We start from the raw sequence: 26,594 nt of genomic DNA, 5'->3' as shown, positions 1-26,594 counted from the left end.
GTGGGGGCTGGCTCCTGGGCCCGACGGTAGACCCTCCGGGCGGCACCGGCAGCCGGTAGGTTCGGCGCGTGACCCGACTCGTGCTCGTCCACGGCCGCGACAACCAGGGTCTCGACGCCGAGCAGCTCGACCGGACGTGGACCGAGGTCCTGGACGCGGGACTCGCGGCGGCGGGCTCCGGAGTCGTCGTGCGCGACGCGGACACGGCGTTCGTCTACTACGGCGACACGCTCGCCGCGCTCGTCGGGGGCGCCACGACGCCGCCGCCGGTCACCGTGCACGCGGTCGGCGCGGCGCGCGACGGGGACGCCCTTCCGTCCGCGGCCGAGGCAGCGGACGAGGCCGCGTTCGTGGCGGCCGTCGCCGAGGAGGTGCTGCGCGCCGCGGGCGTGACGGTGCCGGTGCGCCCGGAGGGCGCCGGGCCCGGCGGCGAGGGAGGCGACGTCGGCGCGTGGCTCAACCTGCTGCTGTCCGCGCTGGACCGGACCGTGCCGGGCCTGAGCGGCGCCGTCGTCGCGCTGCTCGCGCGCGACGTCTGGGCGTACCTGCACGACGACGCCGTCCGCACGACGATCGACGACGCGCTCGCCGCCGCGATCCCCACGGACGGGCCCGCCGTCGTCGTCGCGCACTCGCTCGGGTCGGTCGTCGCCTACGCCGTGCTGCGCGAGCACCCCGACGCCGCGCGCTGGGACGTGCCGCTCCTGCTCACGCTCGGGTCCCCGCTCGCCGTCCGCGCGATCCGGGACGTTCTGGCCGCGCGCGCCCCGCTGCGCGTGCCGGCCCCCGTGCGGCGGTGGGTCGCGGCGCGCGACCCCCGGGACGCGCTCTCGCTGCACGGCCTCGGCCCGGCGGCGTTCCCGCTCGACCCGGCGTCGCCGGGGATCGAGGAGCTCGTCGTCGCGAACGCCGCGCCGGGCCACCACGCGGCGGCCGTCGTGCCCGACGGCGGCCGGCCCGCCGGGTACCTGGCCGTCCCGGAGGTCGCGCGCACCGTCGCGGACGCGCTCGGCGCCTGAGAGCGTCGCCCCTGCGGGCGGGTGCGGGCGGGTGCCCGACGCCGGGCAGGTCCCGTCAGGCGACGCCGGTCAGGAGACGCCGTGCAGGCGCGCGTGCAGCGCGCGGACCTCCACCTCGAGCTCGTACGCGGGACCGCGCACGGCGATCCCCGGCGCGACGTCGCCGATCGCGAGCGGGCGCACCGGACCCGGCGCGACGCCCCACTCCTCCAGCCACCCCACGAGCTGCGTCGTGCTCGCGGCGTAGACGACCGGGCCGAGGCCGACCCACGCGTGCGCCGCGCTGCACATCGCGCAGTGCTCGCCGGACGTGTAGACGGTCGCGTCGCGCCGCTCCTCGGGCGTCAGGTGCGCGGCGGCCCAGCGGGCGATCTCGAGCTCGGGGTGCCGGGTCGCGTCACCGTCCTTGACGCGGTTGCGGTCCTCGAACCGCACGACCCCGTCGCGGTCGACGAGGACCGAGCCGAACGGCTCGTCGCCGTCGTCGAGCGCCTCGCGCGCCAGCTCGACGCAGCGGCGCAGGTGCACGAGGTCGTCGGCGGTCGGCAGGGGCAGGCTCTGGTCGCTCATGGCGTCATCCTCGCCCGCTCACGACGCGACCGCGAGGGCGGCCCGCACGTCCGCGACGAACCCGTCCACGTCGCCCGGGGTCGTGTCCCACGCGCACATCCACCGCACCTCGACGCGGTCGGGCGTCTCGCCCGGCCCCCAGTCGTAGAACCGGTGCCGCTCGCGCAGGCGCGCGACCGCCGTGCGGGGGAGCGTCGCGAAGACGGCGTTGACGAGCGTGGGCTGGGTGAAGGCGAGGCCCGTTGCCGGGCCCGGGGCGGCGTCGTCGGGCCCGACGGCGGCCGGCACGACGGCGTCCGCGAGCCCCGCGCGCAGCCGCGCGGCCATCGCGTTCGCGTGACGGGCGTTGCGCAGCCAGAGCTCGTCGGCGTCGGCGACCTCGTCCACCTCGGCGACGACGTCGCCGACCGGCTCGAAGAGCGCGAGGAGCTGCGCGGAGACGTAGCGCATCTTCGACGCGAGCTGCATCGTCGACTTGCGCACGAACTCCACGCCGTCGACCGCGGAGGGGTCGAGCACGACGACCGCCTCGCCGAGCGCGAGCCCGTTCTTGGTGCCGCCGAACGACAGCACGTCCACGCCCGCGTCGGTCGTCAGGTCCCGCAGCGGGACGCCGAGCGCCGCGGCGGCGTTCGCGAGGCGCGACCCGTCGAGGTGCACCCGCATGCCGCGGGCGTGCGCGGCGTCGGCCACCGCCCGGATCTCGTCGGCCGTGTAGAGGGTGCCGAGCTCGGTGGACTGCGTGAGCGACACGACGAGCGGCTGCGCGCGGTGCGGGTCGCCGAGGTCGCCCGCGAAGCGCTCGACGGCGGCGGGCGTGAGCTTCCCGTCGGGCGCCGGCACCGTGAGCACCTTGACGCCGCCCACCCGCTCGGGGGCGCCGTTCTCGTCCGTGTTGAGGTGCGCGTGCTCGGACGCCACGACGGCGCCCCAGCGGGGGAGCGTCGCCATGAGCGCGACGACGTTCGCGCCCGTCCCCGTGAGCACGGGGTACGCGGTGGCGTCGGGCCCGAACCGCGCGCGTACGGCGTCCTGCAGGCGCGCGGTCCACGGGTCCTCGCCGTACGAGATCTCGTGCCCGGCGCTCGCGGCGGCGAGCGCGGCGAGGACGTCGGGGTGGGCGGGGGAGTAGTTGTCCGAGGCGAACGAGGTCACGTGCCCAGCGTAGGTCGGCGGAGCGGCCCGGCCGCGCGCGAGCGGGCCGGGGCGCGCCTAGCGTCGAGGAGGGACGCGGTGCGCGTCCCGTGGACCGCGCGCAGCGCGTGAAGCACGGAGGTGCAGCCATGACCACGAACCCCGACCAGCCCGGTACGGGCCCGGGCTCCCCGGCGGAGCCGACGGTGGAGCCGCCGAAGTCGCCGGGACCGCCCCCGGACCCGTCGACGCCGCCGCACGACCCGAGCCACGCCGACCCGGTCCCCGGCGGGCCGGCCGACCCGTCGCCCGACGTCCCCGACCGGCCGTCGTCGCCGGGCCGGCCCGTCGGCCCCGACGAGCCGACCCACGGCTGACGCCCCGGGATCACTCCCCGGGCTCACGCCCTGGCCGACGCCCGGTCGGCACCCGGGCGACCGACCCCGCGCACGCCCCGGCCGCGCCGGCTCAGAGGAGCCGGCGCGACCCGGGCGGCGTGACGCGCAGCCAGCGGAACCCGTAGCCGTCGAGCCGCACCTCGGCGGTCCCGTCGGGCGCAGGCTCGACGTCGTCCGCGTCGAGGACGTCGACGAGGCGCGCGTCCTCCGGCAGGTCGCCCAGGGGCACCCGTACGACGACCGGGTCCGGCGACAGGTTGTGCAGCGTCACCATCGAGGCGTCCTGCCAGGTGGTGCGCAGCGCCAGCACGGACGGCTCGGGCGAGTCGAGCACCTGCGCGTCGCCCCAGCCCAGCTCGGGGCACTCGCGGTAGCGGTGCGCGAGCATCCGCACGAACGTGAGCAGCGAGTCCGGGTCGCGGCGCTGGTCGGCGACGTTGACGTGCTCGGGCGCGTACCCGTCGCCCGGCAGCGGTGCCGCGAGCCGGCGCGCGGGAGCGCGGGAGAACCCGCCGTTCGGCCCCGACGTCCACTGCATGGGCGTCCGCACGGCGAGGCGCCCCGGCACGTCCAGGTTCTCGCCCATGCCGATCTCCTCGCCGTAGAACAGCACGGGCGTGCCCGGCAGCGAGAAGAGCAGCGAGTACACCATCCGCAGCCGGCGCGGGTCGCCGCCCAGCATCGGGGGCAGCCGCCGTCGCAGTCCCCGCCCGTAGAGCTGCATGTCCTCCTCGGGGCCGAACGCGGCGAAGACCTCGGCGCGCTCGTCGTCCGTGAGCTTGTCGAGCGTGAGCTCGTCGTGGTTGCGCACGAACGTCGCCCACTGGGTGTCGCGGGGGATGGGCGGACGCGCGGCGAGCGACCCGGCGAGCGGGGTCGCGTCGTGCCGGGCGAGCGCCAGGTACAGCGCCTGCATCGCGTTGAAGTCGAACTGGAGCGTCAGCTCGCTGCTCGTCACCCCGCCGGGGTCGCCGTCGGTGGGGTCGCCGTCCCCGAAGTAGCGCGCCTGCTCCTCGTACGGCAGGTTGACCTCGCCCATGAGGATCGCGTCGCCCGACCGTCGCCCGACGAACGCGCGCAGCACGCGCAGCAGGTCGTGGGGGTCGTCGATCTCGTCGCCCGGGTTCGCGGCCGCGTCGGTCAGCGCGTAGGGGACGGCGTCGACCCGGAAGCCGGAGATGCCGAGCTCCAGCCAGAAGCCGATCGTCTTCGCGATCGCATCCCGCACCTGCGGGTTCGCGGTGTTGAGGTCGGGCTGGTGCCGGTAGAAGCGGTGCCGGTACCACTCGCCCGACGCCTCGTCGAGGGTCCAGATGCCCTCCTCCTGGTCCGGGAAAACGACCTGGTCCTTGGTCGACGGCGGCTCGTCGGACCGCCAGACGTAGTAGTCCCGGAACGGGGAGGTGGTGGACCGTCGCGCGGAGCGGAACCAGGGGTGGCGGTCGGACGTGTGGTTGACGACGAGGTCGACGATCACGCGGATGCCCCGGTCGCGCGCGGTCCGCACGAGCTCGACGACGTCGCCGAGGTCGCCCAGGCGCGGGTCGACGCCGAGGAAGTCGGTGATGTCGTAGCCGTCGTCGCGGTCGGCCGTCGGGTAGAACGGCATGAGCCACAGGCACGTCACCCCGAGGTCGGCCAGGTGGTCGATCCGTTGGACCAGGCCGGGGAAGTCGCCGATCCCGTCGTCGTCCCAGTCCATGAAGGTCTCGACGTCGAGGCAGTAGACGACCGCGTTCTTCCACCACAGGTCGCCGGTGTCGCGGATCCTCACGCCGCACCCCCGTCGGTCGTGGCCCGGAACGCCTCGCGGAGCCGGGGCAGGAGCGTCTCGCCCGCCGCGTCGAGGAACGCGTCCTGCTGCTGCCCCACGTGGTGCAGGTACACCTCGTCGAACCCGCACGCGACCAGCTCGGCGACGCGGTCCGCGAGCCGCTGGGGGTCGTGCTCGACGAGCACCGTGCCGCGCACCTCCTCCGGGCGCACCAGCTCCGCCACCGCGTCGTACTGCTCCGGGGTCTCGAGGTGCCAGTTGACGCTCGGCGGGAGGAGGTTCGAGCGCCACTGGTCGTGCGCGACGGCGAACGCCGCCTCGTCGTCCGTGCCCCACGCGACGTGCACCTGGAGCGCGAGCGGCCCGCGGCCCCCCGCGTCGCGGTACTCGCCGACGACCTGGCGCAGCGACTCGACGGGCTGGTTCACGGTGACGAGGCCGTCGGCCCAGTCGGCGTGGCGGCGCGCCGTGGCGGGGGTGACGGCCGGACCGACGAGCCGCGGCGCGACGTCGGGCAGCGACCACACGCGCGCCCGGTCCACCGTGACGTGCCCGTGGTGCGTGACCTCCTCGCCCGCGAGGAGGGCCCGGATGACGTCGACGCACTCGCGCAGGCGGGCGTCGCGCTCGGCCTTCGTGGGCCAGCGGTCGCCCGTGACGTGCTCGTTCATCGCCTCGCCCGAGCCGAGCGCGGCCCAGAACCGGCCCGGGAACATCGCGCCGAGGGTCGCGATCGCCTGCGCGACGATCGCCGGGTGGTAGCGCTGGCCGGGGGCGGTGACGACGCCGAACGGCAGCGCGGTCGTCGCGAGCGCGGCGCCGAGCCACGACCACGCGAACCCGGACTCGCCCTGGCGCTCGCTCCAGGGGGCCAGGTGGTCGGAGCACATGGCGGCGTCGAAGCCGACCTGCTCGGCGCGGCGGGCCGCGGCGAGGAGGGGGCCGGGCGGGATCTGCTCGTGGGAGGCGTGGAAGCCGACGGTGACCATGGCGCCCAGTGAACCGACCCTCGCCGTCCCACGCGCGGCGAGGAGGGGGAACGGTGGAGGCTCCGTGGCCGCGCCGCGGGGCCCGGCGCGTCCGGGACGCGCGCCCGTACGCTGACGGGATGCGCCTGCTGACCTGGACGTTCGCCGTCTATCTCGCCGCCGTCCTGGTCGTGACGCTCTGGCCGTCGCCGCAGTCCACCGACGCGCCCGGCTGGGCGACGTCCACGCTCGGCTTCCTCCAGGGCCTCGGGATCCCGATCACGCTGCCGGTGCTCGAGGCGCTCGCCAACGTCGTGATGTTCGGGCCGTTCGGCGTGCTCGGCGTGCCCCTCCTGCGGGGCGCGGCCGCCCGCCGGGGCGGCGCCGTCCCGAGCACGTGGCGCGCCGTCGGGCTCGTGACGCTCGCGGGCTGCGCCCTCTCGGTCGCGATCGAGCTCACCCAGAACCTCCTGCCCGGCCGCGTCCCGACCGTCCAGGACGTCGTCCTCAACACGGCCGGCGCGCTCCTGGGCGCCGTGCTCGTCGCCCTCGTCGTGGGCGGGCTCGCGCGCCGGCGGCCCGCCCGTGCCCCGAGGCCGGCCCGCTGACGGCGCGGGGCCGGGCACGAGACCAGGCAAGAGACCGGGCAAGAGACCGGACGGGCCGCCCCGCCGCGGCCGGGGGACGAGCGCGGCGGAGCGACCCGCCCGGGGTCGCGGGAGCGGGGGTCAGCGCGTGAGCGACGTGTCCCCGCACAGGTGGACGGGCATGCCGAGCGCGGCGAAGAACGCGGCCTTCGCCTCGAGCGCGCGGTCGGCCGTCGCGGCGTCGGGCGCGTACGCGACGTTGAGGTGGTTCGCCTTGTGGCGGGCCATGAACTGGTCACGGCTCACGCCGTGCAGCACGGCGTGCATGATCGGCCACTCGGGGTTCGTCGCCCCCTTGCGCCGGCGGGTCTCCTCCGCGGGCAGGGAGACGGCCGAGGCCCGACCGAGGTCGACCTGCAGCACGCCGTCGGCGATGTAGACGCGCGACCAGACGATCTCGCCCGCCTTGGACACGCCGTTGATCGTCGACCCGCCGGCCGGGAAGAACACCGGGTCCTGGCGCCAGCCCTCGGCACCCGCGTACCCGCCCTCCAGGTGCGAGGCGGGCACGGAGCCCGAGATCTCGAAGACCCACACGAAGCGGCCGTCGTGCTCCTCGCCCCAGCGCACGTCGTGCAGGGTCGTCGCCGGGTCGAGGCCCATCGCGGTCCACACGCGGTTCGTCACGAGCGCGTCGACGGCGACGCCCTCGTCCGCCTCGTTGAAGTGCGGGAACGCCTGGCCGTCCCACAGCACCCGACGGCCGTCGCGCGAGCGGACCGGCGGCCGCTGGACGTTGTTGAGGAGGCCCTCCGCGAGGTCCGACGCCGGGCAGATGTCCTTGAGCCCCTGCTGGTACTGGATGCCGACGGCGTCGAGCCCGAAGTCGTCGGCGATCCGCAGCGCGGCGATGTACATCTTGTGCTGCCAGCGCAGCTGGGCGGGGGTGAGCTCCGTCGCCTCGTCGGTGCCGAGCCGGAACGTCATGCCCGCGTCCTCGAGCCAGCGCTGGACCGCGTCCGCCTCGTCGTCGCCGACCCGCTGCATCTCGGCCCAGAGCGCCGACTGCGACAGCCGCTCCTTGTAGATGCCCAGGCCGTTGAGCAGCTCGTCGTCGAAGATCGCGTTGTACATGCCCATGCAGCCCTCGTCGAAGACGCCGATGATCGCCTTCTCGCGCAGGAGCTGGGCGGCGAGCGCCTCGCCGAGCTGCTTCTCGGCGCTGTCCGGGAGCTCCGGGAGCGCGTGGACGTGCGCGTCGTCGTGCTCGATCGTGCCCGTCGTGACCCACGACCGGATCGCGTCCTGGAACCAGGCGTCGCTCCCGTCGACCGTCCACACGGTCGAGTAGGGGCGGCCCATCTTCGTCAGGCCCGCGTTGAGGCCGAGCAGCCCGACGAGGCCCGGCCAGTCGCCCGCGAAGTTGGCGGCGGTGAGCACCGGGCCGCGGTGCGTGCGCAGCCCGGCCAGCACGTGGTGGCTGTACTGCCACACGGCCTCCGCGACGACGAGCGGCGCGTCGGGCGGGATCGTCGCGAACACCTCGAGCCCCATGCGCTGGGAGCTGATGAACCCGTGCCCGGTCTCGGGATCCACGTCGTTGGCCCGCACGACCTTCCAGCCGTTCGCGGCGAACGCGTCGGTGAGGACGCGCTCGAGCTCCACCTGCGTGGGCCAGCCCGCGACGTTCGCGGACTCGCGCAGGTCGCCCGACGCGACGAGGTAGACCGTGCGCTCGGGGGCCGGGGGCTCCGGCGCGAGCGTGGGGACGGCGTAGGTGCTGCTGGTCATGCGGGTGCTCCTTCGAGGGCGGTGCGGTCGGGGGCGGGGGGCGCGGTCCGACGCGCGAGCGCGTGCACGACGTCGCGCGTCGCCGGGTAGAGGTCGCGGTACAGGCCGTAGAGCTCGTCGTAGACGCCGCGCACCGCGGGGTCCGGCCGCACGACCCGCGCGGGCGGGTTCCACGCCGCGACGTCCAGGAGGTGCCCCTGCTCGTGCACGAGCCCGGCGGCGAGCATCGCGGCGCCGTAGCTCGCGCCGATGGTGCTCGTGGGGACGACCTGGGGCAGCCCGGTCACGTCGGAGACGACCTGCGTCCAGAGGTCGCCCTGGGTGCCGCCGCCCACGGCGACCACGCGGGAGACGTCGGCGCCCGCCGCGCGGAGGGTCTCGACGTTGTGCCGCACGCCGAACGCGGTGGCTTCGAGCGCCGCGCGGTAGAGGTCGCCGCGCGTGTGCGAGAGCGTGAGGCCGGCGACGACGCCGCGTGCGTCGGGGTCCTGGACGGGGGTGCGCTCGCCCGCGAGGTAGGGGAGCAGGAGGAGCCCGCGGGCACCGGGCCCGCTGGCCGCGGCCTCGGCGAGCAGCTCGGGGTAGTCCGCGCCGGTCAGGTCCTTCAGCCACGACGTGACGGCGCCCGACGTCGCCATGCCGCCGGCGAGGCTGTGGGTCCCGGGGTAGGCGCCGACGGTGCCCCACATCGTCTCGCTGCGCAGCGGCTCGGCGACCGTGGCGACGAGGAACATCGTCGTGCCGTACATGAGCATGAGGTCGCCGACGTGCGTCGCGTCGACGCTCACGGCCTCCGACCAGGCGTCGATGGTGCCGGTGACGACGGGCGTGCCGGCGGCCACCCCGGCGAGGCGCTCGCGGGTGACCCCTGCCGCCTCGCCGGGCCACCGCAGCGCGGGCAGCTCGAGGCCGGGCGCGACGAGCGCGGCCCACTTGCCGATCCAGTCGTGGTCGCGCGGGTCGTACAGGGGCGTCGACTGCGACGCCGAGTGGTGGTCGAGCACGTACGCGCCGGTGAGGCGGAAGGCGAGGTACGACGCCGGCATGAACAGGCGGCGGGCGCGCGCCCAGGCCTCGGGCTCGTGCCTCCGCACCCAGGCGATCTTGGGCCCGGCGGCCTGCGACGACAGCGCCGAGCCGCACCGGTCGAGGACCGTCGCGCGCCCGAGTGCCTCGTCGAGCTCGGCGATCTGCTCCGTCGCCCGGGTGTCGACGCCGTAGAGGATCGCCGGGCGGACCGGGGTCCCCTGCTCGTCGGTCAGCAGCACGCACGGGCCCATGCCGGAGAGCCCGACGGCGGCGACCTCGAGGTCGGCCGGGACGTCGGGGCCGCGGACGGCACCGGGGGCGAGGTCGGCCGTGAGCTCGGTGACGACGTCGACGAGCTCCTCCCACCAGACCTGGGCGTCCATCTCGACGTGGCCGGGCTGCGGCCGGTCGACGACGTGCGCGCGCGTGGTCGAGCGCAGGATCGCGCCGTCCGGACCGACGAGCACGCCCTTGGTGCTCGACGTCCCGACGTCGACGCCGACGAGGCCGGGGGTCGTGGGGGAGGGCATGCCGACCAGCATGGCAGAAATCGATTACAGACACAACGGGTGCCGCGACCTGCGATGTTGCCCTCGGCAGTCTCAACACGTGAGACGAATCGGGGCGTCACGGAACTGTGACCTCGGGCCTGGCCGAGCGGCGCGGAGCGGCTCGGCGGCGCGCCCGCGTCCCGGACAACCGACCCGGGGCCCGTTGTCAGCGCGGGGCCACCGGTCCGCGGCGCGGCCCCCAGCCGCGGGACCGCGGGGCCGTGCCCGGGTTCCGTGTCGGACAACGGACATCCCGCTGTCGGCTCGACGCCGCGACGCGCTGTCGGCGTCCGCGGGACCGGGTCGCGGCGGCCGGACTGGACACGGACGACACGGCGCGCCGCGGGCCGCCGCACCCCGGCTCGACCCGTTGACGGTCCCGGCGGGGAGACGTTCGATGAGGCCCTCGCATCCAACGACGGAGAGAGGACGGACGCGATGAAGCTTCCCCGAACTGCGCGGCGCGGCATCCAGGCCGGCGTCGCGCTCACGATCGTCACGTCGCTCGCGGCGTGCGCCGGCAGCGCCGACCCCGAGCAGTCGGGCCAGGGGGGCGAGGGCGGGACGACGGTGACGTTCCGCTCCTGGAGCCCGATCGAGCAGACCACGCGCCAGATGATCGACGCGTTCACCACCGCGAACCCCGACGTCACGATCGACTCGACGATCTTCAACTACCCCGAGTACGTCGTGGACCTGCAGACCCGCGCGAGCTCGGGCACCATGCCCGACATCGTCGGCCTGCAGCCCGGCGCGCTGACCCAGCAGTACCGGGAGAACCTCATGCCGCTCGAGGAGTGCGCGGCCGACACGTGGGGTGACGACTGGGAGTCGAAGTTCTTCCCGATCGGCCTCGAGCAGGCGCGGATGGGCAACCCCGAGGGGGACGACAGCTACTACGCGCTGCCGCTCCTCGTGCAGACGGTGAACCTCTGGGCCAACTCCGACCTCCTCGACGAGGCGGGCGTCGAGCCCCCGGCCACGTGGGCCGAGCTCGAGAGCGCCGTCGACGCGCTCGGCGGCGGCTCGGCCGCGCCGTTCCTGCTGCCCGCCAAGGACTCGTGGCTGCGCAACGTCGTCTTCCTCCAGATCGCCAACAACGTCGAGCCGGGCCTCGTCCAGCAGGCGGAGTCGGGCGAGGCGTCGTGGACCGACCCCGGGATCGTCGAGGCGTTCACGTACTGGCAGAAGCTCTTCACCGACGGGATCGCCCAGCAGGGCGCCCTCGCGCTGGACGCCTACCCGAACGGCGTCAACCAGTTCGAGGCGGGCAACGCCGCGATGATCCCCCTCGGGGCCTGGTGGATCCAGCAGTCCGACCCCTCGCGCGCCGACATCCCGCCGCTCTCGCAGGGCATGGAGGGCTACGAGCCCTTCCTGTTCCCGACGATCCCGGGCGGCGCGCCCGAGCCGCAGCTCGTCGGCGGCATCGACGTCGCGCTCGGCATCTCGAAGGACGCGAAGAACCCCGAGCTGGCGTGCCAGGTCCTCACCGACTGGATCGCCGGGGACGGCGCCCAGGTGCTCATCAACACGTTCAACGACCTGCCCGCCGTGCAGGGCCTCGACCCCGAGGAGTTCACGAGCGACAAGCAGCGCGAGATGTGGACGACGTTCACCGAGGACTGGATGCCCGAGGTGCAGTACTCGCGCTACTTCGAGTCGCCGGACATCGACACGGCCGTCGCGGACGCGCTGTCCGCGGTCGCCGCCGGGCAGTCGACCCCCGAGGAGGCCGCGGCGAAGGTCCAGGCGGTCCAGGACGGGCTGGGCTGACGATGGCAGCCCTCGTCTCCGGGCGACCCGCGGCGGCGACGCCGCGGGTCGCCGGGCCGCGCGCGACGACGTCGACGGGACGCGGCACGCGTCGCCGCCAGCAGCTCGTCGCGCTCGGCTTCATCGCGCCCGCGCTCCTGCTCTTCGCGGTGTTCGTCGTGTACCCGATCGTGTTCAACGTCCAGGCGAGCACGCTCGACTGGGACGGCGTCAACGCCGGGACGCCGGTCGGCGTCCAGAACTACGCGGACCTCGCCCAGGACCCGGTCTTCCACATCACGCTGCGCAACTCGCTGCTGTGGATCCTCCTGACGATCGTCCCGCAGGCGGTCATCGGCTTCACGCTCGCCTGGCTGCTCAACACCCGGCTGCGGGGACGCACGGTGTACCGCGCGATCTTCTTCCTGCCGGCCGTCCTGTCGCCCGTCGTCGTGGGCATCGTCTGGCAGCGCCTGCTCGACCCGTTCAACGGCGTGCTCGCGCAGCTCGGGCGGGCGACCGGTCTCGAGGTCCTCACGCGCCCCTACCTGTCCGACCCGTCGACGGCGATCGTCACGGTGATCGTCGTCAACGTGTGGATGTGGTCGGGCTTCTCGATGCTGTTCTACCTCGCCGGCCTCCAGCTCCTCGACCACTCCGTCCTCGAGGCGGCGCGCATCGACGGGGCGAGCGGGTGGGCGCTCGTGCGGCGCATCGTCCTGCCGCTCCTCAAGCCGACCCACCTCTCGCTCGTCCTGCTCGGGATCATCGGCTCGCTCAAGACCTTCGAGCTCGTGTGGGTGCTCACCGAGGGCGGGCCCAACCACGCGTCGGAGCTCATGCCCACGTACATGTTCAAGGAAGCCTTCCAGCTCCAGTCGTTCGGCTACGGCGCGACGATCTCCGTCGTCCTGCTCGTCCTCGCGATCGGCTCGTCCGTCGCGATGCTGCGCACGTTCGGGGCCGGGTTCATCACGGGGGAGAAGTCATGACGGCGCTCAGCTCCGGCACCGACCGCGCGCGGCGCGCGGCCGACGGCACCACCACGCCGCCCGCCGCCCCCGTCCGCCGTCGGCGCGGCCACGGCCGCAGCAAGGACGTCGAGGCCCCGCCGCGGTGGTCGCACTGGGTGCTCGGACCGCTCGCGGCGCTGTGGATGGTCCCCGTGGTGATGGTGGTCGGCATCTCGCTGCTGCCCACGTCGAACCCCTCGACGACGGCGCTCGGCCTGCTCCCCGAGGAGCCGACGCTGCGCAACTACGTGACGATCTTCGAGACCAACCCGATCCTGCAGCACCTGCTCAACAGCCTGCTCGTGTCGGTCCCGTCGATCCTCCTCGTCGTCCTCCTCGGCTCCATGACGGCGTTCGCCCTCGCCCGCCTGCGCGTGCCGTTCCGGGGCGTCGTGTTCGTCGGGCTGCTGCTCGCGCTGGTGCTGCCCATGGCGAGCATCGTCGTGGCGGTCTTCAAGATCCTCCAGGCGATCGGCCTCTACGACTCGCTGCTCGGGCTCGTCCTCGCCTACACGGCGCTCGGCCTGCCGTTCGCCGTGATCATGATCCGCACCACGTACCTCGCGATCCCCGACGAGACGTACGAGGCCGCGCTCGTCGACGGCGCGTCCGCGTGGACGATCTTCTGGCGCATCTACTTCCCGCTCGGCAAGGCGGCCGCCGCGGTCGTCGTGATCTGGCAGCTCATGATGACGTGGAACGACTTCCTCCTGCCGCTCGTCGCGATCAGCGACAACGACCTCAAGCCCCTGACGCTCGTCCCCCTCGCGTACCGCGGGATCTACCTGAGCCAGCCCGGCGCGCTGTTCGCGGTGCTCGTGCTCATCTCCGTGCCCATCGTCGTCGTCTACCTGTTCATCCAGCGGTACCTGGTGAACGGTCTCGCGGGGTCGGTCAAGTGAGCTACCTCGGCATCGACCTCGGGACCACGGGGACGCGCGTCGGCGTGTACGACGAGGGGGGCAACGAGCTCGTCGCGCGCTCGCGCCGCACGACGGTCGTGCGCCCCGCGCCGGGGCGCGCGCACGTCGACGCGGAGGCCGTGCTCGACGGCGTCGAGGCGCTCGTGCGCGAGGTCGTCGCCGAGCCCGCGGTGGCCGCGGACCCGGTGGAGGCCCTGTCCTTCTCGACGCTCGGCGAGGCCGTCGTGCCCGTCGACCGCGCGGGCCGCGCGCTCGGCCCCGCCCCGCTGAGCATGGACGGCCGGGGCGCGGGCTCGGCGGACCGGCTCCGCGAGCTGCTCGGCGGCGACGCCGTCCAGGAGATCACGGGCCAGCCGCTGCACCCGATGTTCTCCGTGCACAAGGTGCGCGGGCTCCTGCCCGACGGCGCGCTGCCCGCCGCGGTGCGGACCCTGGACGACTTCGTCGCGACGCGGCTCGGCGCGGCGCCGGCCGTGGACCTGACGATGGCGTCCCGCACGGGAGCGTTCGACGTCCGGACCCGCGCCTGGTCCGACGCGGTGCTCGACGCGCTCGACGTGCCCGGCGCGCTCCTGTCCCCGGTGGTCGCCGCGGGCGACGTGATCGGCGTGGTCTCCGCGGACGCCGCCGCCCGGACGGGGCTGCGCGCCGGGACACCCGTCGTCGCGGGCGTGCACGACCAGGCCGCGGCCTTCCTCGGCGGGGGCGGACGCCCCGGCCTGCGGGCCGTGTTCTCGTTCGGGTCGAGCGACTGCCTCACCGTGGGCACCCGCTCCCGGCCGGAGCGGCTCGGCGGGACCGGGCTCGCGACCTACCCCGTGGGGGCGGACCTGTGGGTCACCCTCGCGGGCACGGCGGCGGGCGGCTTCGCGCTCGACTGGTTCTCGTCGATCGTCCACCACGACCGGATCGACCCGTGGGCGTCGCTCTACGAGGTCGGCGCCGTCGACCCGCCCCCGCTGCTGGTCGCGCCCTACCTCGCCGGGTCGGGCACGCTCGACAACGACCCCGCCGCGCGGGGTGCGCTCCTCGGCCTGACGCTCGAGACGACGACGGCGCAGATCGCGCGCGCGTTCGTCGAGGCCTCGGGGTTCGAGCTCGCGAAGATCCGGGCGGCGCTCGCGGAGCGCGGGGTGGAGCCGGTGGACGTGCACGCCGTCGGCGGCGGCTCGGCCAACCTCGGCGCCCTCCAGGCCCGGTCCGACGCGGCCGGGGTCCCGCTGCGCGCCGTCGTGCGCGAGGCGGCGGGGCGCGGCGCCGCGCTCCTCGCCGCGCTCGGTGCCGGCACCTTCGCGAGCGTGCTCGACCTGCCCGCCCCCGCCGTCGTGCACGAGGCGAGCCCCGACCCGCGGCACGCCGCGTGGTACGCGCGGCAGCGCGCGACGTTCGACTCGCTGCACCAGCTCCTCACCCCCGTCAGCACGTCCCTCGCCGTCGAGACCGTCGACGGCACCGCACTCAAGGAGATCGCATGACCACGCTGGACACGTTCGACCTGCAGGCCGCGCGCGAGGACGTCCTCGCGTACTGCCTGGAGTCCGTGAAGCTCGGGCTCAACTTCAACACGCAGGGCAACATCAGCCTCCGCATCCCGGGCACGTCGACGTTCCTCATCACCCCGACCGACCTCGAGTACGACCGCATGACGCCGGACGACCTCGTGGTCGTGGACGAGGACGCGAACGTCGTCGAGGGGCGGCTCCAGCCGTCGTCGGAGGTGACGGTGCACCTCGCCGTCTACGCCGCGCGCCCCGACGTCCAGGCGATCGTCCACACCGAGCCCACGTACGCGAACGTGTTCGGCGTTCTGGGCGAGCCGATCCGCGGCGCGCTCGTCAACATGGTCATCTACACCAAGGGCGACGTGCCGGTCATGCCGTTCGCGCTGAGCAACTCGACCGAGTTCGGCCGGGACATGGCGCGGTACCTCGAGGACCGCAACGCCGTCGTGTGGGCCAACCACGGCCTGCTCACGGTCGGGCCGAACCTGCGCGACGCGTTCAAGACGAGCGTCGCGGTCGAGAGCGCGGCGAAGGTGCTCTCCGCGGCGCGCGCCGTGACGGACGACCCGATCGTCCTCGACTACGCGTCGCTGGGCATCACGCACACGCTGTGACCGGGCCCGGCGCGCAGCGACCCGGTCCGGTCGGGCGCACCGCCCGGCCGGGCCGCCTAGCCGAGGACGTTGCGCGCCGGGTCGATCGGCACGCACCCGCAGGTCGTGCCGTAGGCGATGTCGTAGTCCATGTCGAGCAGGCGCGGCGGCAGCGACGGGTTGTTCATGCGCTCCGTGAGGAGCTGGACCGTCCGGGCGGCGAGCGTCGCCGCCGGCGCGACGGCGTTCGTGGGCACGAGGCCCGTCGTCCCGACGCCGGGCACGTTGTCGAACGTCGTCAGCACGACGTCGGACGGCACCTTGAGGCCGAGGCGCTGCGCCGCGGTGAGCACGCCCCAGAACATGAGGCTGTTGGTCGCCAGCACGCCGAACGGCGGCTCGAGCGTCCGGAAGAGCGAGTACGCCGCGGTCGCCGCCTCCTCCGACGTCGTGAGGCCGGCGAGGACGTGGTTCTCCGTCCCCGTCCGGCTGACGACGCGCTGGAACGCGGTGTGCCGGTTGCGCAGCGTCGAGACCGCGAGGTCGCCCGCGACCAGGCACACGCGCTGCACGCGGTGCTGCTCGATCATGTGCAGCGTGAGCTGCTCGGCCGCGTGCCGCGCGTCCGGCAGCACGTGGTCGACGAGGCCGCGCACGGACGGCACCGTGCGGTCGACGACGACGGTCGGCACCGACTGCGCGAACTCCACGAGGCCCGGGGCGCCGGTCGGGAAGATGACCATGCCGTCGACGTCGAGCCGACGGAACGCGGTGAGGATCGCCTCCTCGGTGTGCAGGTCGTCGTCCGAGTCCGCCGACAGCAGCGTGGGGCTCACGTTGGCGAGCCGCTCCTGGAGCGCGCGGCTGACGGCTGCGAAGTAGTCGTTGCGCACGTCTGGGAAGACCAGCCCGACCACGCCCGTGCGCCGCTTGCGGCCGCGCGGGCGGGACTCGCCCTCCAGCCCGAGCTCGGCGATCGCGTCCTCCACGAGGCGCCGCGTCGCGGCCGCGACGTGCGGCTCGTCGTTGACGACGCGCGACACCGTCTTGATGGACACCCCCGCGCGCGCCGCGATGTCGGCGAGCCGCACGGACCGGCCACCCGCTCCCGCGGTCCGGTCGTCGTCCTGCGTCACGTCGCCTCCGCCCGTCGCTCGCCCGCACCCGCCGCCGTCCGCCCGGGCGGCACGCTCCCGACGACACGACAGGAAGGTCAGCCATGACCCTCGTCACGAACCGTACCCTGCTCGACGCCGCCGCCCGGGGTGGCTACGGCGTCGGCGCCTTCAACGTCGCGGACCTCGCGATGGCGACGGCGGTGCTCGACGCCGCGCGCGCCACGGAGAGCCCCGTCATCGTCGAGACCCTGGCCGGGTCCCACCCGTACGCCTCGGACGCGCTGTGGTGGTCCGCCCTGCGCACGGCGATCGCGGCGTACCCCGACGTCCCGGTCGCGCTGCACCTCGACCACGGCCCCGACGAGGCGACGTGCGCGCGCGCCGTCGCGGCGGGGTTCACGAGCGTCATGATCGACGGCTCGCTCGGGCCGGACGGCCGCCCCGCCGCCTTCGAGGACAACGTCGCGGTGACGCGGCGCGTCGTCGAGCACGCGCACGCGCACGGCGTGTCCGTGGAGGGCGAGCTGGGGACGATCGGCGGCTCGAAGGACGGGCGCAGCCACGCGGAGATCGTCCTCGCGGACCCCGAGCAGGCCGAGGAGTTCGTGCGCCGCACCGGGGTGGACGCGCTCGCCGTGGCGATCGGGACCTCGCACGGCGCCTACAAGTTCACGAGCCCGCCGGACGGCTCCGTGCTCCACATGGACCTCGTCGAGCGCATCGCGCGGCGCGTGCCGGGGACGCACCTCGTCATGCACGGCTCGTCGGGGCTCCCGGCCGACCTCCGGGCGACCATCAACGCGCACGGCGGCGACCTGCCGGAGTCGTGGGGCGTCCCCGACGCCGAGAAGGCCCGGGCGGCGAGCCTCGGCGTGCGCAAGATCAACCAGGGCATGGACCACTACATGGCGTTCACGGCGGGCGTCCGCGTCGCGCTCGCCGCGTCGCCCGGCGACGTGGACCCGGCGGGCTACCTCGCGCTCGGCCGGGAGTGGGCGCAGCGGCTCGTCGAGGAGCGCATGGTACTTTTCGGCCAGGCCGGCCGCGCGTCCGACGTGCTGCCCGCCGCCGCGGGCGCCCCGGCGGCGGGCTGAGGCCGGCTCACGGCCCGGTGGGCGTGCCCTGGACGACGCGGCGCGCCGGGTCGTCGGCGCCGGCCAGCCGGTCGAGCAGGATCCGCGCGGCCGTCGTGCCGAGCGCCCGGGGGTCGAGCGGGACGAGCGCGACGTCGGACGTGCGCGACGTCGCGAAGGGCAGGTCGCCCACGATGCCGACCCCGACGGCGGGCCCGTCGCCGGCGCCGCGGGCCCGTGCGTCGGTAGCCGACGCCGCGGGTCGGCCGTGCGCCTCGGCGAGCGCCCGGAGCACGCCGACGCCCACGAGGTTGTTGGTGGCGAGGATCGCGTCGGGCGGGTCGGGCCGGGCGAGCAGGTCGACGGCCGCCCCGTGGCCGCCGTCGACGCGGAAGTTCGCGTGCACGAGCAGCCCGTCGGGGGAGAGCCCGGCCTCGGCGAGCGCCTCGCGCCACCCGTCCGCGCGCTCGACCGCCGTGCTCGTGCCGCGCGGCCCGGTGATGCACGCGACCCGGCGGAACCCGCGCTGGACGAGCTCCGCGGCGGCGCGGCGACCGAGCGCGACGTTGTCGAACACGACCTGGTCCACGTCCTGGCGCACCCGGCGGTCGATCACGACGACGGCCCGACGGCGGGCGCGCAGGGCGGCGGTCTCGGGCGCGTCGGTGGCCGGGGCCAGGACGACCCCCGCCATGTTCTCGCGCTCGGCGACGGCGAGGTAGCGCTCCTCCTTCGCCGGGTCGTCGTCGGTGTTGCACAGGACGACGGAGTAGCCAGCCTGCTGCGCGACGTCCTCGACGCCGCGCGCGACCGCCGTGAAGAAGGGGTTCTCGACGTCGGGCAGGACGAGCGCGACGACGTCGCTCGACCGGCGGCGCAGGGACCGTGCCGTGCGGTCCGGGGCGTAGCCGAGGTCCTCGACCGCCGCGCGGACGGCGGCTGCGAGCTCCGGCCGGACGGTCTTGCCGTTGAGGACCCGGGAGACGGTGGCCGTGGACACGCCGGCGTGCCGGGCGACGTCGACGATGCGGGTCATGCCCGCGAGCGTAGCCGGGCGCCCGGGTCCCACCCGCGCGTCTGCGGCACAATGGTCCGGTCATGGGGCCGGTCGCCGGCCCCGTCGGGCGTGGGGACGAAGGGGCGAGGGTGTCGGTCGACACGGTGCGTGCGGGGTCGCTGGGGGATCGTCTCGCCCACGTCCTGAGGGTCGCGATCGTCCGGGGGGAGCTGGCGCCGGGGGAGCGGCTCGTCGAGGAGGGCGTGGCGCGGCAGTACGACGTGTCGCGCGGGCCCGTCCGCGACGCCCTGCGGGTCCTCGCGGCCGAGCACCTCGTCGAGTCCGAGCGCCGCGGGTACGTCGTGCGCGGCGTGGGCGCCGCCGACGTCGACGAGCTGTACGACGTGCGCAGCGCCCTGGAGGCGGTCGCCGTGCGCGCGGCGGCGGAGCACGCCGACGAGGTCGACTGGTCCGCGAGCGAGGCGGCTCTCGCCGGCATGCGGGAGGCGGCGGACGCCGGCGACTGGTACACGTACGCCGCTCACGACCTCGCGTTCCACTCCACGCTGTACGCCGCCGTGCCGAACCGCCGCCTGCGCACGCTGTGGGAGCAGATCGAGCCCACGTTCGCGGTCATGCTCCAGGAGACGAACAAGCAGGACGTCGACCTGCACCCGTCCTGCGCGGACCACGAGCGGCTGCTCGACGCGATCCGGACGCCGCGCCTCGACGAGGCGCTGGCCTACCTCGACGAGCACCTCGCCGGCTCGCGCCGTCGCATGAAGGACGCGCTGCAGCAGCCGCGCCGCTGAGCCCCCTCCCGCACGCCCCGGTCTGCCTCGGCAGGCCGGGGCGTCGTCGTGCCGCAGGAACGTCTTCCCGTTGACGGTTGACTGTTAACAGTAAACGGTGCCATCCTGACGGCGGCGCGAAGCAGCGCCCGCGCAGCGACGCGAGAGACCGAAGGAGACGTGCCATGACCACGGCACCGGAGATCATCACCCCGCCCGTCACCACCTACGACGCGTCGGGCGCGCTCGACCTCGGGGCGCTGCGCGTGCTGCTCGCCCACGTGGAGCCGGAGGTCGACGGGGTGTTCGCCGTGGGCACGACGGGCGAGTTCCCGGCCCTCGACGCCGCCGAGCGCGCCGCGCTCGTGCGGACCGCGGTCGACGTGTTCGGCTCCGACCGGACGATCGCGCACGTCGGTGCCGCCTCCGTGCACGAGGCGCTCGACCACCTGCGCGCGGCCGAGGACGCCGGCGTCCGGCGCTTCGCCGCCATCACGCCCTACTACCTCACGGCGAGCGACGAGGGCGTCGTGCGCTACTACGCCAGCCTGCGGGCCGCGACGGACGGCGAGCTCTACGCCTACGTCTTCCCGGACGTCGCGTGCTCCGACGTCTCGCCCGAGCTGCTCGCCGTGCTCGCCGAGCTCGGTCTCGACGGCGTCAAGACGTCCGGCTCCGCCTCGGCCCGGGTCGACGCGTACCGGTCCGCGGCCCCGCGGCTCGCGCTCTGGTCGGGGAACGACGCCGACCTCCCGCACGTCGTCGCGGCCGGTGGGCGCGGGACCGTGTCCGGCGTCTCCGGGGTCGCGCCGCGCGCGTTCGCGGACCTGCGGGCGGCGCTCGCCGCGGACGACGCGGCCGCCGTCGTGCGGGCGCAGGCGGTCGTCCAGCGGCTCGTCGCCGCGCTCGGGCCCAGCATCGCCCGCCTCAAGTACGGCCTCGACGTCCAGGGGCTGCCCGGCGGGACGACGCGCATGCCGGTCGACCCGCCGTCCGACGCCGTGAAGGCGGAGATCCGCGCGGCCCTCGCCGCCGCGGGGCACGACCTCGCGGCCGCCTGACCCCCGCTCCGAACCGCTCCACCCGCGGCACCCCGGACGGGTGCCGCGGGAGGGGCCCGGGCCCTCGCCGCTGAGACCCGGAGCCCCCACACTGAGATCAGCGGAACCCCGCACCGAAGGAACAACGATGTCCGTCACCGCACCCGCGGCCCCGCTCACGAGCAGGCGGTACGCCTGGAAGGTCACGCTCTCGAGCTTCGTCGGCAACACGCTCGAGTACTACGACTTCCTCGTCTACGGCACCGCCGCCGCGATCGTCTTCCCCGCCGTCTTCTTCCCGTCCGAGAACTCGTTCGTCGCGACGCTGTCATCCCTCGGCACGTTCGCCGTCGGGTTCCTGGCCCGCCCGCTGGGCGGCATGTTCTTCGGCCGTCGCGGCGACAAGCAGGGGCGCAAGTCCACGCTCGTCCTCACGCTCGCGATCATGGGGACCGGGACCCTGCTCATCGGCTTCCTGCCGTCCTACGACTCGATCGGCCTCCTCGCGCCGGCGCTGCTCGTCGTGCTCCGGCTCGTCCAGGGCTTCGCCGTCGGCGGCGAGTGGGGCGGGTCGATGATCATCGTGCTCGAGTCCACGAACCCGCGGCACCGCGGCTTCTACACGTCGTGGCCGAACACCGGCGGCTTCTCCGCGCAGATCCTCATCACCCTCGTGTTCGCCTGGGTGTACACGCTCGACGACGCCCAGCTCCAGTCGTGGGGCTGGCGCGTGCCGTTCTGGCTCTCCGCCGTCGTGCTGGCCGTCGGCCTGTGGATGCGCCGCTCGCTCGAGGAGACGCCGGTCTTCACCGACGCCGTCGCCGGGCTGGAGAAGGAGGGGCGCAACCGCTCGCTCACCGTCGAGAACCTCGAGGCCAGCCAGGCCGCCATCCGCGAGCGCCAGGAGCGCGACGCCGCCGCGGCCGCCGAGCCCGCGCCGCAGACGCCCACCCGCGGGCCGCTCGCGAGCGTCTTCCTCGAGGACTGGCGCAACCTGCTGCGCATCGTCGGGCTGCGCTTCGCCGAGGCCCTGCCGTACTTCCTGCTCACGGTCTTCGTGCTCAGCTACGGCCCGCAGCACCTCGGCATCGAGAAGGAGAGCCTCAACACCGCGATCCTCATCATGGCGGTCCTCGCGTTCCCCGCCCACGGGATCTTCTCCTGGGTCTCCGACAAGATCGGTCGCCGGCCGGTCTACTTCTTCGGGGCCCTCGTCGTGTTCGTCATGGCCTTCCCGTTCTTCGGGCTGCTCAACACGGGCAGCTTCGTGCTCATCGTGCTCGGGTACGTGCTCATGCTGAACCTCGGGCACAACGCCATCAACTCGATCCAGCCGGCGTTCTTCGCCGAGCTCTTCCCGGCGGACCGCCGCTACTCCGGCGCGGCCACCGGGCGCGAGATCGCGTCGATCGTCGCGGGCGGCCTCACGCCGTTCATCGCGACCGCGCTCGCGGGCGAGGACGGGTCGCGCTGGCAGCTCGTCGCGCTGTACGTCATGGTCGGTGCGCTCATCACGATGCTCACCGTGTGGAAGACGCCGGAGACCTTCCGACGCGACCTCAACGTCGTCGGCGAGACCGTCCGGTGACGACGCCCGTGGAGCGCCTGCTCGTGTCGGGCGACGGCGAGGCGTGGGCCCAGTGCCACGCGTCTACCGTCGCCCGCACGGGCGGGCGCACGCTCGTGGCATGGTTCGCCGGCACCCGGGAGGGCACGCCGGACAACGCGATCTGGCTCGTCGCCGAGGAGGACGGCGTCTGGGGAGAGCCCCAGGTCGTGCTCGGCGAGGACGACGGCGTCGCCTGGTGGAACCCCGTGCTCGCCGTCGCGCCCGACGGCCGGCTCTGGCTCTTCGCCCACCGGGGCGAGCGGATCTCGCGCTGGGTGACCTGGTACCGCACGTCCACGGACCACGGCCGCACCTGGACGGCGCCGCGCGAGCTCGTGCCCGGGGACGCGAGCGGCGGTCGGGGCCCGGTGAAGAACCCGCCCGTCGTCACGCCGCGCGGCGCGTGGCTCGCCCCGTCCTCGGTCGAGAGCGGGGGAGCGGACCCCGTCTGGGGCGCGCGCTTCGACCGCTCGGAGGACGCCGGGGCGAGCTGGGCGCTCGCGGACGTCCCGCTCGACCGGTCGCGGCTGCGCGGCGCCGGGGTCATCCAGCCGGCGCTCTGGTCGGGGCGGTCGGGCCTCGTCGCCGTCTGCCGGTCGAGCGAGGGCCTCGTCTACCGGACGACGTCCGCCGACGACGGCCGCACGTGGACGGCCGCCGCACCCACGCGGCTGCCCAACAACAACTCGGGCCTCACGGCCGTCCGCCTCCCGAGCGGGCGCGTCGCCCTCGTGCACAACCCGGTCGGCGAGGAGTGGGGCGCGCGGTGCCCGCTGAGCGTCTCGGTCTCGGACGACGACGGGCTGACCTGGCACCGGGTGCTGGACCTCGAGGACGGGACCGAGGCGCCCGCCACGCTCCCGGGCGTCCCCGTGCCGGCGCTGCGGGAGGCCGGCCCGCCGAGCGGGTTCGCCGCCGGCGACACGGGGATCGTCACGGACGGACGCGGCGAGTACTCCTACCCGTCGGCGACGACCGACGGCGCGACGCTGCTCGTCGCCTACACCTGGCAGCGCCGGGGCATCGTCCTCGCGCGCGTGCCGCTGCGGCTCGTGGACCGGCCGGTCGCCGACGCGGTCGCCGGCGCGACCGACCGGGCCGGGTCGTCGTGAGGATCGCGCGGCTCCGCACCGCCCACGGCCCGCGGGCCGCCGTGCTCGACGGCGACGCCTGGGACGTGCTCGTCGCGGACGTCCCCGAGCCCGCGACGGGTCGCGACGGCCGCCCGGCGCTGCCCGCGTCGAGCGGCGTGCGGGTCCGCGCCGACGACCCGGGCCTCGACGGCGCCCTGCTCGCGCCGTGCCGCCCGCGCGTGGTGGTCGGCATGGCCCACAACAGCGGGCCGGAGGGCCGGGCGCTGCCCCCGCAGGCGTTCCTCAAGTCGGCGCGCACGGTCGTCGGGCCGGGGGCCGTCGTCCGGCACGACCGTGCGCTGGGGCGTCTGGTGGCGGAGGCGGAGGCCGCGGTCGTCGTGGGACGACCGTGCCGCGACCTGCGGCCCGACGACGTCCCCGGCGCGATCCTCGGCTGCACCGTCGCCGACGACCTCACGGCCGACGACCAGGTGCGGCTCGACGCGATGATGACGCGCGCGAAGAACGGCACCGGGTTCACGCCGCTCGGCCCGTGGATCGACACCGCCGCCACGCTCGACGACGCCGCGCTCGTCGTCGCGGTGGACGGGGTGGAGCGGGCGCGGTCGACCACCGCGGGGCTGTCCTACGACGTCGTCGACCAGCTCGTGTTCCTCACGCGCCACCTCGAGCTCGGCCCGGGGGACGTCGTGCTCACGGGCGCGCACCGGTCCGCCGTGCCCGTCGAGGGCGGGGTGGAGGTCGCGCTCGAGGTCGGCGGCGTCGGCACGCTGCACCACCGCGTCGCCTGAGCGGCCGCGTCGCCGGAGCCACCGCGTCACCCGGCCCCACCGGGCGCCGGTGGGCCGACGCGGCGGCTCCTAGCCCTGCACCGTGCCGTCGACGTAGGACCAGCGGTCGCCCTCCCTGACGAACCGGCTCACCTCGTGGAGCCGCCCGCGGTCGGCCGGGTCGGTGCGCGAGCGGTGGTGCGCGACGAACTCCACGACCCCGGTCGTGTCGAACGGGCCGCCCGCCTCCGTGCGCACGACGTCGAGGCGGCGCCACTCGACGTCGTCGTCGAGGTCGAGGTCGGCGGGCCGGGTCGAGGGGTGCCAGGTCGCGAGCAGGTAGTCGGCGTCGCCGACGGCGAACGCGCTGTAGCGCGAGCGCATGAGCGTCTCGGCGGTCGGTGCGTGCGGGCCCGGGGCGGTGCCGTCCGGTCCGGGGCGCAGCCCCGCGTGGTACCGGCCGCAGCACGACCCGTAGGTGTCGCCGGAGAGGCAGGGGCAGCGTGCGCCGTCGTCGAGCGGGTTCCCGGTCATGCGGCCGCATCCTACGGGCGAGCCGTGCGGGCACGGTCCCCGCACGACGACGCCCGCCCACCGGGGTGGACGGGCGTCGTCGGGCGGTGCGCCGCCCGGGCGCCACGCTCGGGCGCGGCGACCGGGCGGGGCGCGTCAGTCCTGCGGGTCCCAGGGGCCCCAGCGGTCGCCGGGCGCCTGGTTCCGCGTCCACCACTTCGCGGTGTACGTCGTGCCCTCGTACGTCACGCTGTCGCCCTTGACGTAGACGCGGCTCGGCTTCCACGCGCCGACCCCGGCGGAGTCGACCCCCGCGATCTCCTCCCACGGGCCCCACGCGTCGGCACCGGGCACCTGGCCCTTCGTCCACCACTGCGCGCGCCACACGGCGCCCCCGTAGGTGACCGTGGTGCCGCCCGCGTAGGCGGTGCCCTTCGACCAGGCCGGCGGCTCGGTGTACGTCGGCTGGGCCTGCGGGTTGAACTCGTCCGTCACGACCGACTTCGCGGCGTTCGTCACCGGGTCGTCGAGCAGCAGGACGTCGAGGCCCTGCTGGATGTCGTTCGAGATGATCGCGCCGTTGTACCAGTACGCCGACCACGAGCCGCCGAGGATCAGCCGCTCCGCGGACAGCGGGCCGCGGTCGAACCACGCGATCTCGACGGGGTTCGCCGAGTCCGTGAAGTCCCACACCGAGATGCCGCCCTGGTACCAGGCCTGGACCATGATGTCGCGGCCCGGGACGGGGATGAGCGAGCCGTTGTGCGCGACGCAGTTCTCCGTCGCCGCCTGCTCCCGCTCGATCTTGTAGTAGCTCTTGAACACGAGCTCGCCGCCCACGATGTCGTAGATGGCGTCCGCGCCCTTCTCCGGCCCGACGGTCGGGTTGCACGTCGGCGCCCCGCCGCCGCCCAGCTCGTCCGTGAAGACGACCTTGGTGCCGGCGTTGTTGAACGTCGCCGAGTGCCAGAACGCGAAGTTCGTCGTGTCCCGGACGACCTCGGTCACCACCGGGTGCGCGCGGTCGGAGATGTCGAGCAGGATGCCGTCGCCCATGCACGCGCCCGCCGCGAGGTCCTTCGACGGGTAGGTCGTGATGTCGTGGCAGCCCGACGTCGTGCTCGAGCCGTTGCCGCCCGGGTTGCCGCCGTCGGGGAAGAGGACGGGCGTCGAGACGAGCTCCGCCGCGGCGGGGTCGTCGAGCGGGATCTGCACGACCGAGATGAGGTCGTGCGGCGGCTGGCAGTCGGGGAACGCCGCGTTCGGGCTGTACGACGAGACGTAGACGAACAGCTCCCCGCCGTCCTGCGACGGCGCGAGGGAGTGCGTGTGGGAGCCGCACTGCGTCTCGACGGACGCCACGTACTCGGGCGCCGTCGGCTCGGAGATGTCGAAGACCTTGATGCCCTCCCACGAGTCCTTGATCGCGGCGCTCTGGGCCACGTTCTCGCACGAGTCGTTGCTGCGCGAGGAGTCGGTGCTGAGGACGAGCAGGTCGCCGTACACGGAGATGTCGTTCTGGGACCCGGGGCAGACGACCTGGGCGACCTGCTGCGGGGCGGTCGGGTTCGCGACGTCGTACACGGTGAAGCCGCCGTAGTTCCCGGCGAACGCGTACCGGCCCTGGAACGCGAGGTCGGTGCTGTACTGCCCCTCGGGCGCGAAGCCGCCGTTCTTCGGGATGTTGGCGACGTGCGTGAGGTTGGGGCTGCCCGCCGTCTCCCCGGGCGCCAGGACGTCGGTGGCCTGGGCGAGGGGGGCGAGGCGCTGTGCGGGGAGGTCTGCGAGCGAGGCGGCGGCCTGGTCGGTGAGCGCCGCCACCGCCTCGGGGGAGCCGTCGGACGGCTCCGCGGCGGCGGTCGTGGCGACCGCGAGGGTCGAGACGGCGAGGGTCGCCGCCAGGGACGAGGCGAGCAGGACCCGGCTCCGGTGCCGGTGCGTCTGCCGGTGCGTTCTTCGATGCACGAGGGAAACACCTCCTT

General features: G+C 74.7%; 24 protein-coding genes. 14 read left to right on the top strand and 10 right to left on the bottom strand.

Annotated features, from left to right (window positions below):
• Positions 1-68: 68 nt before the first annotated feature.
• Positions 69-1,019, top strand: a complete 951-nt coding sequence (locus MT994_RS01110) for a hypothetical protein (RefSeq protein ID WP_354804731.1) — start codon at positions 69-71, stop codon at positions 1,017-1,019.
• A 69-nt stretch (positions 1,020-1,088) separates the two neighbouring features.
• Here MT994_RS01110 and MT994_RS01105 read toward each other — a convergent pair whose 3' ends face one another.
• Both MT994_RS01105 and MT994_RS01100 read right to left on the bottom strand, forming a co-directional pair.
• Complete coding sequence (locus MT994_RS01105) at positions 1,089-1,589, bottom strand: nucleoside deaminase (RefSeq protein ID WP_354804730.1); 501 nt, start codon at positions 1,587-1,589, stop codon at positions 1,089-1,091.
• A gap of 18 nt (positions 1,590-1,607) precedes the next feature.
• A complete protein-coding gene (locus MT994_RS01100; RefSeq protein ID WP_354804729.1) occupies positions 1,608-2,744 on the bottom strand; it encodes a beta-eliminating lyase-related protein in 1,137 nt (378 codons plus the stop codon).
• Positions 2,745-2,872: 128 nt separating this feature from the next.
• Here MT994_RS01100 and MT994_RS01095 point away from each other — a divergent pair, with 128 nt between their 5' ends.
• Positions 2,873-3,100, top strand: a complete 228-nt coding sequence (locus MT994_RS01095) for a hypothetical protein (RefSeq protein ID WP_051028580.1) — start codon at positions 2,873-2,875, stop codon at positions 3,098-3,100.
• A gap of 91 nt (positions 3,101-3,191) precedes the next feature.
• Here MT994_RS01095 and MT994_RS01090 read toward each other — a convergent pair whose 3' ends face one another.
• Positions 3,192-4,895 (bottom strand): alpha-amylase family protein, encoded by a 1,704-nt coding sequence (locus MT994_RS01090; protein WP_354804728.1) that lies wholly within the window; start codon positions 4,893-4,895, stop codon positions 3,192-3,194.
• A complete protein-coding gene (locus tag MT994_RS01085; RefSeq protein WP_354804726.1) occupies positions 4,892-5,884 on the bottom strand; it encodes a TIGR03885 family FMN-dependent LLM class oxidoreductase in 993 nt (330 codons plus the stop codon). The genes MT994_RS01090 and MT994_RS01085 overlap by 4 nt, the downstream gene beginning before the upstream one ends.
• Before the next feature lie 119 nt (positions 5,885-6,003).
• Between MT994_RS01085 and MT994_RS01080 the strand changes: the two genes are divergently transcribed.
• Entirely contained in the window at positions 6,004-6,471 is a 468-nt protein-coding gene (locus MT994_RS01080) for a VanZ family protein (protein ID WP_143317176.1), read from the top strand.
• Between the two features lie 120 nt (positions 6,472-6,591).
• Here MT994_RS01080 and MT994_RS01075 read toward each other — a convergent pair whose 3' ends face one another.
• Together MT994_RS01075 and MT994_RS01070 are read right to left on the bottom strand one after the other, a co-directional pair.
• Positions 6,592-8,241 carry a fucose isomerase gene (locus MT994_RS01075; protein ID WP_354804725.1) on the bottom strand — a complete coding sequence of 550 codons (1,650 nt, stop codon included), beginning with the start codon at positions 8,239-8,241 and terminating at the stop codon, positions 6,592-6,594.
• Positions 8,238-9,800, bottom strand: coding sequence for an FGGY-family carbohydrate kinase (locus tag MT994_RS01070; RefSeq protein ID WP_354804723.1), 1,563 nt, complete (start codon positions 9,798-9,800; stop codon positions 8,238-8,240). Before MT994_RS01070 ends, MT994_RS01075 begins: the two co-directional genes overlap by 4 nt.
• A gap of 459 nt (positions 9,801-10,259) precedes the next feature.
• Here MT994_RS01070 and MT994_RS01065 point away from each other — a divergent pair, with 459 nt between their 5' ends.
• The 5 genes from MT994_RS01065 to MT994_RS01045 are packed head-to-tail and all read left to right on the top strand — an operon-like array spanning position 10,260 to position 15,628.
• On the top strand, positions 10,260-11,597 hold the full coding sequence (locus tag MT994_RS01065) for an extracellular solute-binding protein (RefSeq protein WP_031316944.1): 1,338 nt from the start codon (positions 10,260-10,262) through the stop codon (positions 11,595-11,597).
• A 2-nt stretch (positions 11,598-11,599) separates the two neighbouring features.
• Entirely contained in the window at positions 11,600-12,568 is a 969-nt protein-coding gene (locus MT994_RS01060) for a sugar ABC transporter permease (RefSeq protein ID WP_083711552.1), read from the top strand.
• The gene (locus MT994_RS01055; RefSeq protein WP_086149933.1) at positions 12,565-13,491 is read left to right on the top strand and encodes a carbohydrate ABC transporter permease; all 927 of its coding nucleotides are present in this window, start codon (positions 12,565-12,567) and stop codon (positions 13,489-13,491) included. Before MT994_RS01060 ends, MT994_RS01055 begins: the two co-directional genes overlap by 4 nt.
• Positions 13,488-14,987, top strand: a complete 1,500-nt coding sequence (locus MT994_RS01050; RefSeq protein ID WP_354804722.1) for an FGGY-family carbohydrate kinase — start codon at positions 13,488-13,490, stop codon at positions 14,985-14,987. Before MT994_RS01055 ends, MT994_RS01050 begins: the two co-directional genes overlap by 4 nt.
• Positions 14,984-15,628 carry a class II aldolase/adducin family protein gene (locus MT994_RS01045; RefSeq protein WP_021483183.1) on the top strand — a complete coding sequence of 215 codons (645 nt, stop codon included), beginning with the start codon at positions 14,984-14,986 and terminating at the stop codon, positions 15,626-15,628. The genes MT994_RS01050 and MT994_RS01045 overlap by 4 nt, the downstream gene beginning before the upstream one ends.
• A gap of 56 nt (positions 15,629-15,684) precedes the next feature.
• Here the strand turns inward: MT994_RS01045 and MT994_RS01040 are convergent, their stop codons facing one another.
• Positions 15,685-16,743, bottom strand: a complete 1,059-nt coding sequence (locus MT994_RS01040; RefSeq protein WP_076404334.1) for a LacI family DNA-binding transcriptional regulator — start codon at positions 16,741-16,743, stop codon at positions 15,685-15,687.
• A gap of 83 nt (positions 16,744-16,826) precedes the next feature.
• Here MT994_RS01040 and MT994_RS01035 point away from each other — a divergent pair, with 83 nt between their 5' ends.
• A complete protein-coding gene (locus MT994_RS01035) occupies positions 16,827-17,819 on the top strand; it encodes a ketose-bisphosphate aldolase (protein WP_168945881.1) in 993 nt (330 codons plus the stop codon).
• Between the two features lie 7 nt (positions 17,820-17,826).
• Here MT994_RS01035 and MT994_RS01030 read toward each other — a convergent pair whose 3' ends face one another.
• Positions 17,827-18,834 carry a LacI family DNA-binding transcriptional regulator gene (locus MT994_RS01030; protein ID WP_354804721.1) on the bottom strand — a complete coding sequence of 336 codons (1,008 nt, stop codon included), beginning with the start codon at positions 18,832-18,834 and terminating at the stop codon, positions 17,827-17,829.
• A gap of 110 nt (positions 18,835-18,944) precedes the next feature.
• Between MT994_RS01030 and MT994_RS01025 the strand changes: the two genes are divergently transcribed.
• The 5 genes from MT994_RS01025 to MT994_RS01005 all read left to right on the top strand — a co-directional run bounded on the left by MT994_RS01025 (position 18,945) and on the right by MT994_RS01005 (position 24,120).
• Complete coding sequence (locus MT994_RS01025) at positions 18,945-19,607, top strand: GntR family transcriptional regulator (RefSeq protein ID WP_021483304.1); 663 nt, start codon at positions 18,945-18,947, stop codon at positions 19,605-19,607.
• 164 nt (positions 19,608-19,771) lie between these two features.
• Positions 19,772-20,647 (top strand): dihydrodipicolinate synthase family protein, encoded by an 876-nt coding sequence (locus MT994_RS01020; protein ID WP_354804718.1) that lies wholly within the window; start codon positions 19,772-19,774, stop codon positions 20,645-20,647.
• Positions 20,648-20,774: 127 nt separating this feature from the next.
• Positions 20,775-22,214, top strand: a complete 1,440-nt coding sequence (locus MT994_RS01015) for an MFS transporter (RefSeq protein WP_211932698.1) — start codon at positions 20,775-20,777, stop codon at positions 22,212-22,214.
• Entirely contained in the window at positions 22,211-23,347 is a 1,137-nt protein-coding gene (locus tag MT994_RS01010; RefSeq protein ID WP_354804717.1) for a sialidase family protein, read from the top strand. Before MT994_RS01015 ends, MT994_RS01010 begins: the two co-directional genes overlap by 4 nt.
• On the top strand, positions 23,344-24,120 hold the full coding sequence (locus MT994_RS01005) for a fumarylacetoacetate hydrolase family protein (RefSeq protein ID WP_354804716.1): 777 nt from the start codon (positions 23,344-23,346) through the stop codon (positions 24,118-24,120). The genes MT994_RS01010 and MT994_RS01005 overlap by 4 nt, the downstream gene beginning before the upstream one ends.
• 69 nt (positions 24,121-24,189) lie before the next feature.
• On the opposite strand, the gene MT994_RS01000 is transcribed toward MT994_RS01005, so the two are convergent.
• Together MT994_RS01000 and MT994_RS00995 are read right to left on the bottom strand one after the other, a co-directional pair.
• Positions 24,190-24,633, bottom strand: a complete 444-nt coding sequence (locus MT994_RS01000) for a YchJ family protein (protein ID WP_354804715.1) — start codon at positions 24,631-24,633, stop codon at positions 24,190-24,192.
• Positions 24,634-24,768: 135 nt separating this feature from the next.
• Positions 24,769-26,577, bottom strand: a complete 1,809-nt coding sequence (locus MT994_RS00995) for a carbohydrate-binding protein (protein WP_354804714.1) — start codon at positions 26,575-26,577, stop codon at positions 24,769-24,771.
• Positions 26,578-26,594 lie beyond the last annotated feature (17 nt).

The sequence above is a fragment of the Cellulosimicrobium sp. MI9406 genome, from assembly GCF_040595865.1.
GTDB classification, from domain to species: domain Bacteria; phylum Actinomycetota; class Actinomycetes; order Actinomycetales; family Cellulomonadaceae; genus Cellulosimicrobium; species Cellulosimicrobium funkei.
Note: the sequence above shows the minus strand (reverse complement) of the source record. Positions and strands in the feature narration are given on the sequence as shown.

Coding starts and splice junctions, on each gene's coding strand:
- MT994_RS01015 (WP_211932698.1), top strand. CDS start 20,775: ATGTCCGTCACCGCACCCGCGGCCCCGCTCACGAGCAGGCGGTACGCC.
- MT994_RS01105 (WP_354804730.1), bottom strand. CDS start 1,589: ATGAGCGACCAGAGCCTGCCCCTGCCGACCGCCGACGACCTCGTGCAC.
- MT994_RS01000 (WP_354804715.1), bottom strand. CDS start 24,633: ATGACCGGGAACCCGCTCGACGACGGCGCACGCTGCCCCTGCCTCTCC.
- MT994_RS01020 (WP_354804718.1), top strand. CDS start 19,772: ATGACCACGGCACCGGAGATCATCACCCCGCCCGTCACCACCTACGAC.
- MT994_RS01085 (WP_354804726.1), bottom strand. CDS start 5,884: ATGGTCACCGTCGGCTTCCACGCCTCCCACGAGCAGATCCCGCCCGGC.
- MT994_RS01080 (WP_143317176.1), top strand. CDS start 6,004: ATGCGCCTGCTGACCTGGACGTTCGCCGTCTATCTCGCCGCCGTCCTG.
- MT994_RS01070 (WP_354804723.1), bottom strand. CDS start 9,800: ATGCCCTCCCCCACGACCCCCGGCCTCGTCGGCGTCGACGTCGGGACG.
- MT994_RS01055 (WP_086149933.1), top strand. CDS start 12,565: ATGACGGCGCTCAGCTCCGGCACCGACCGCGCGCGGCGCGCGGCCGAC.
- MT994_RS01030 (WP_354804721.1), bottom strand. CDS start 18,834: ATGACCCGCATCGTCGACGTCGCCCGGCACGCCGGCGTGTCCACGGCC.
- MT994_RS01060 (WP_083711552.1), top strand. CDS start 11,600: ATGGCAGCCCTCGTCTCCGGGCGACCCGCGGCGGCGACGCCGCGGGTC.
- MT994_RS01095 (WP_051028580.1), top strand. CDS start 2,873: ATGACCACGAACCCCGACCAGCCCGGTACGGGCCCGGGCTCCCCGGCG.
- MT994_RS01035 (WP_168945881.1), top strand. CDS start 16,827: ATGACCCTCGTCACGAACCGTACCCTGCTCGACGCCGCCGCCCGGGGT.
- MT994_RS01065 (WP_031316944.1), top strand. CDS start 10,260: ATGAAGCTTCCCCGAACTGCGCGGCGCGGCATCCAGGCCGGCGTCGCG.
- MT994_RS01075 (WP_354804725.1), bottom strand. CDS start 8,241: ATGACCAGCAGCACCTACGCCGTCCCCACGCTCGCGCCGGAGCCCCCG.
- MT994_RS01045 (WP_021483183.1), top strand. CDS start 14,984: ATGACCACGCTGGACACGTTCGACCTGCAGGCCGCGCGCGAGGACGTC.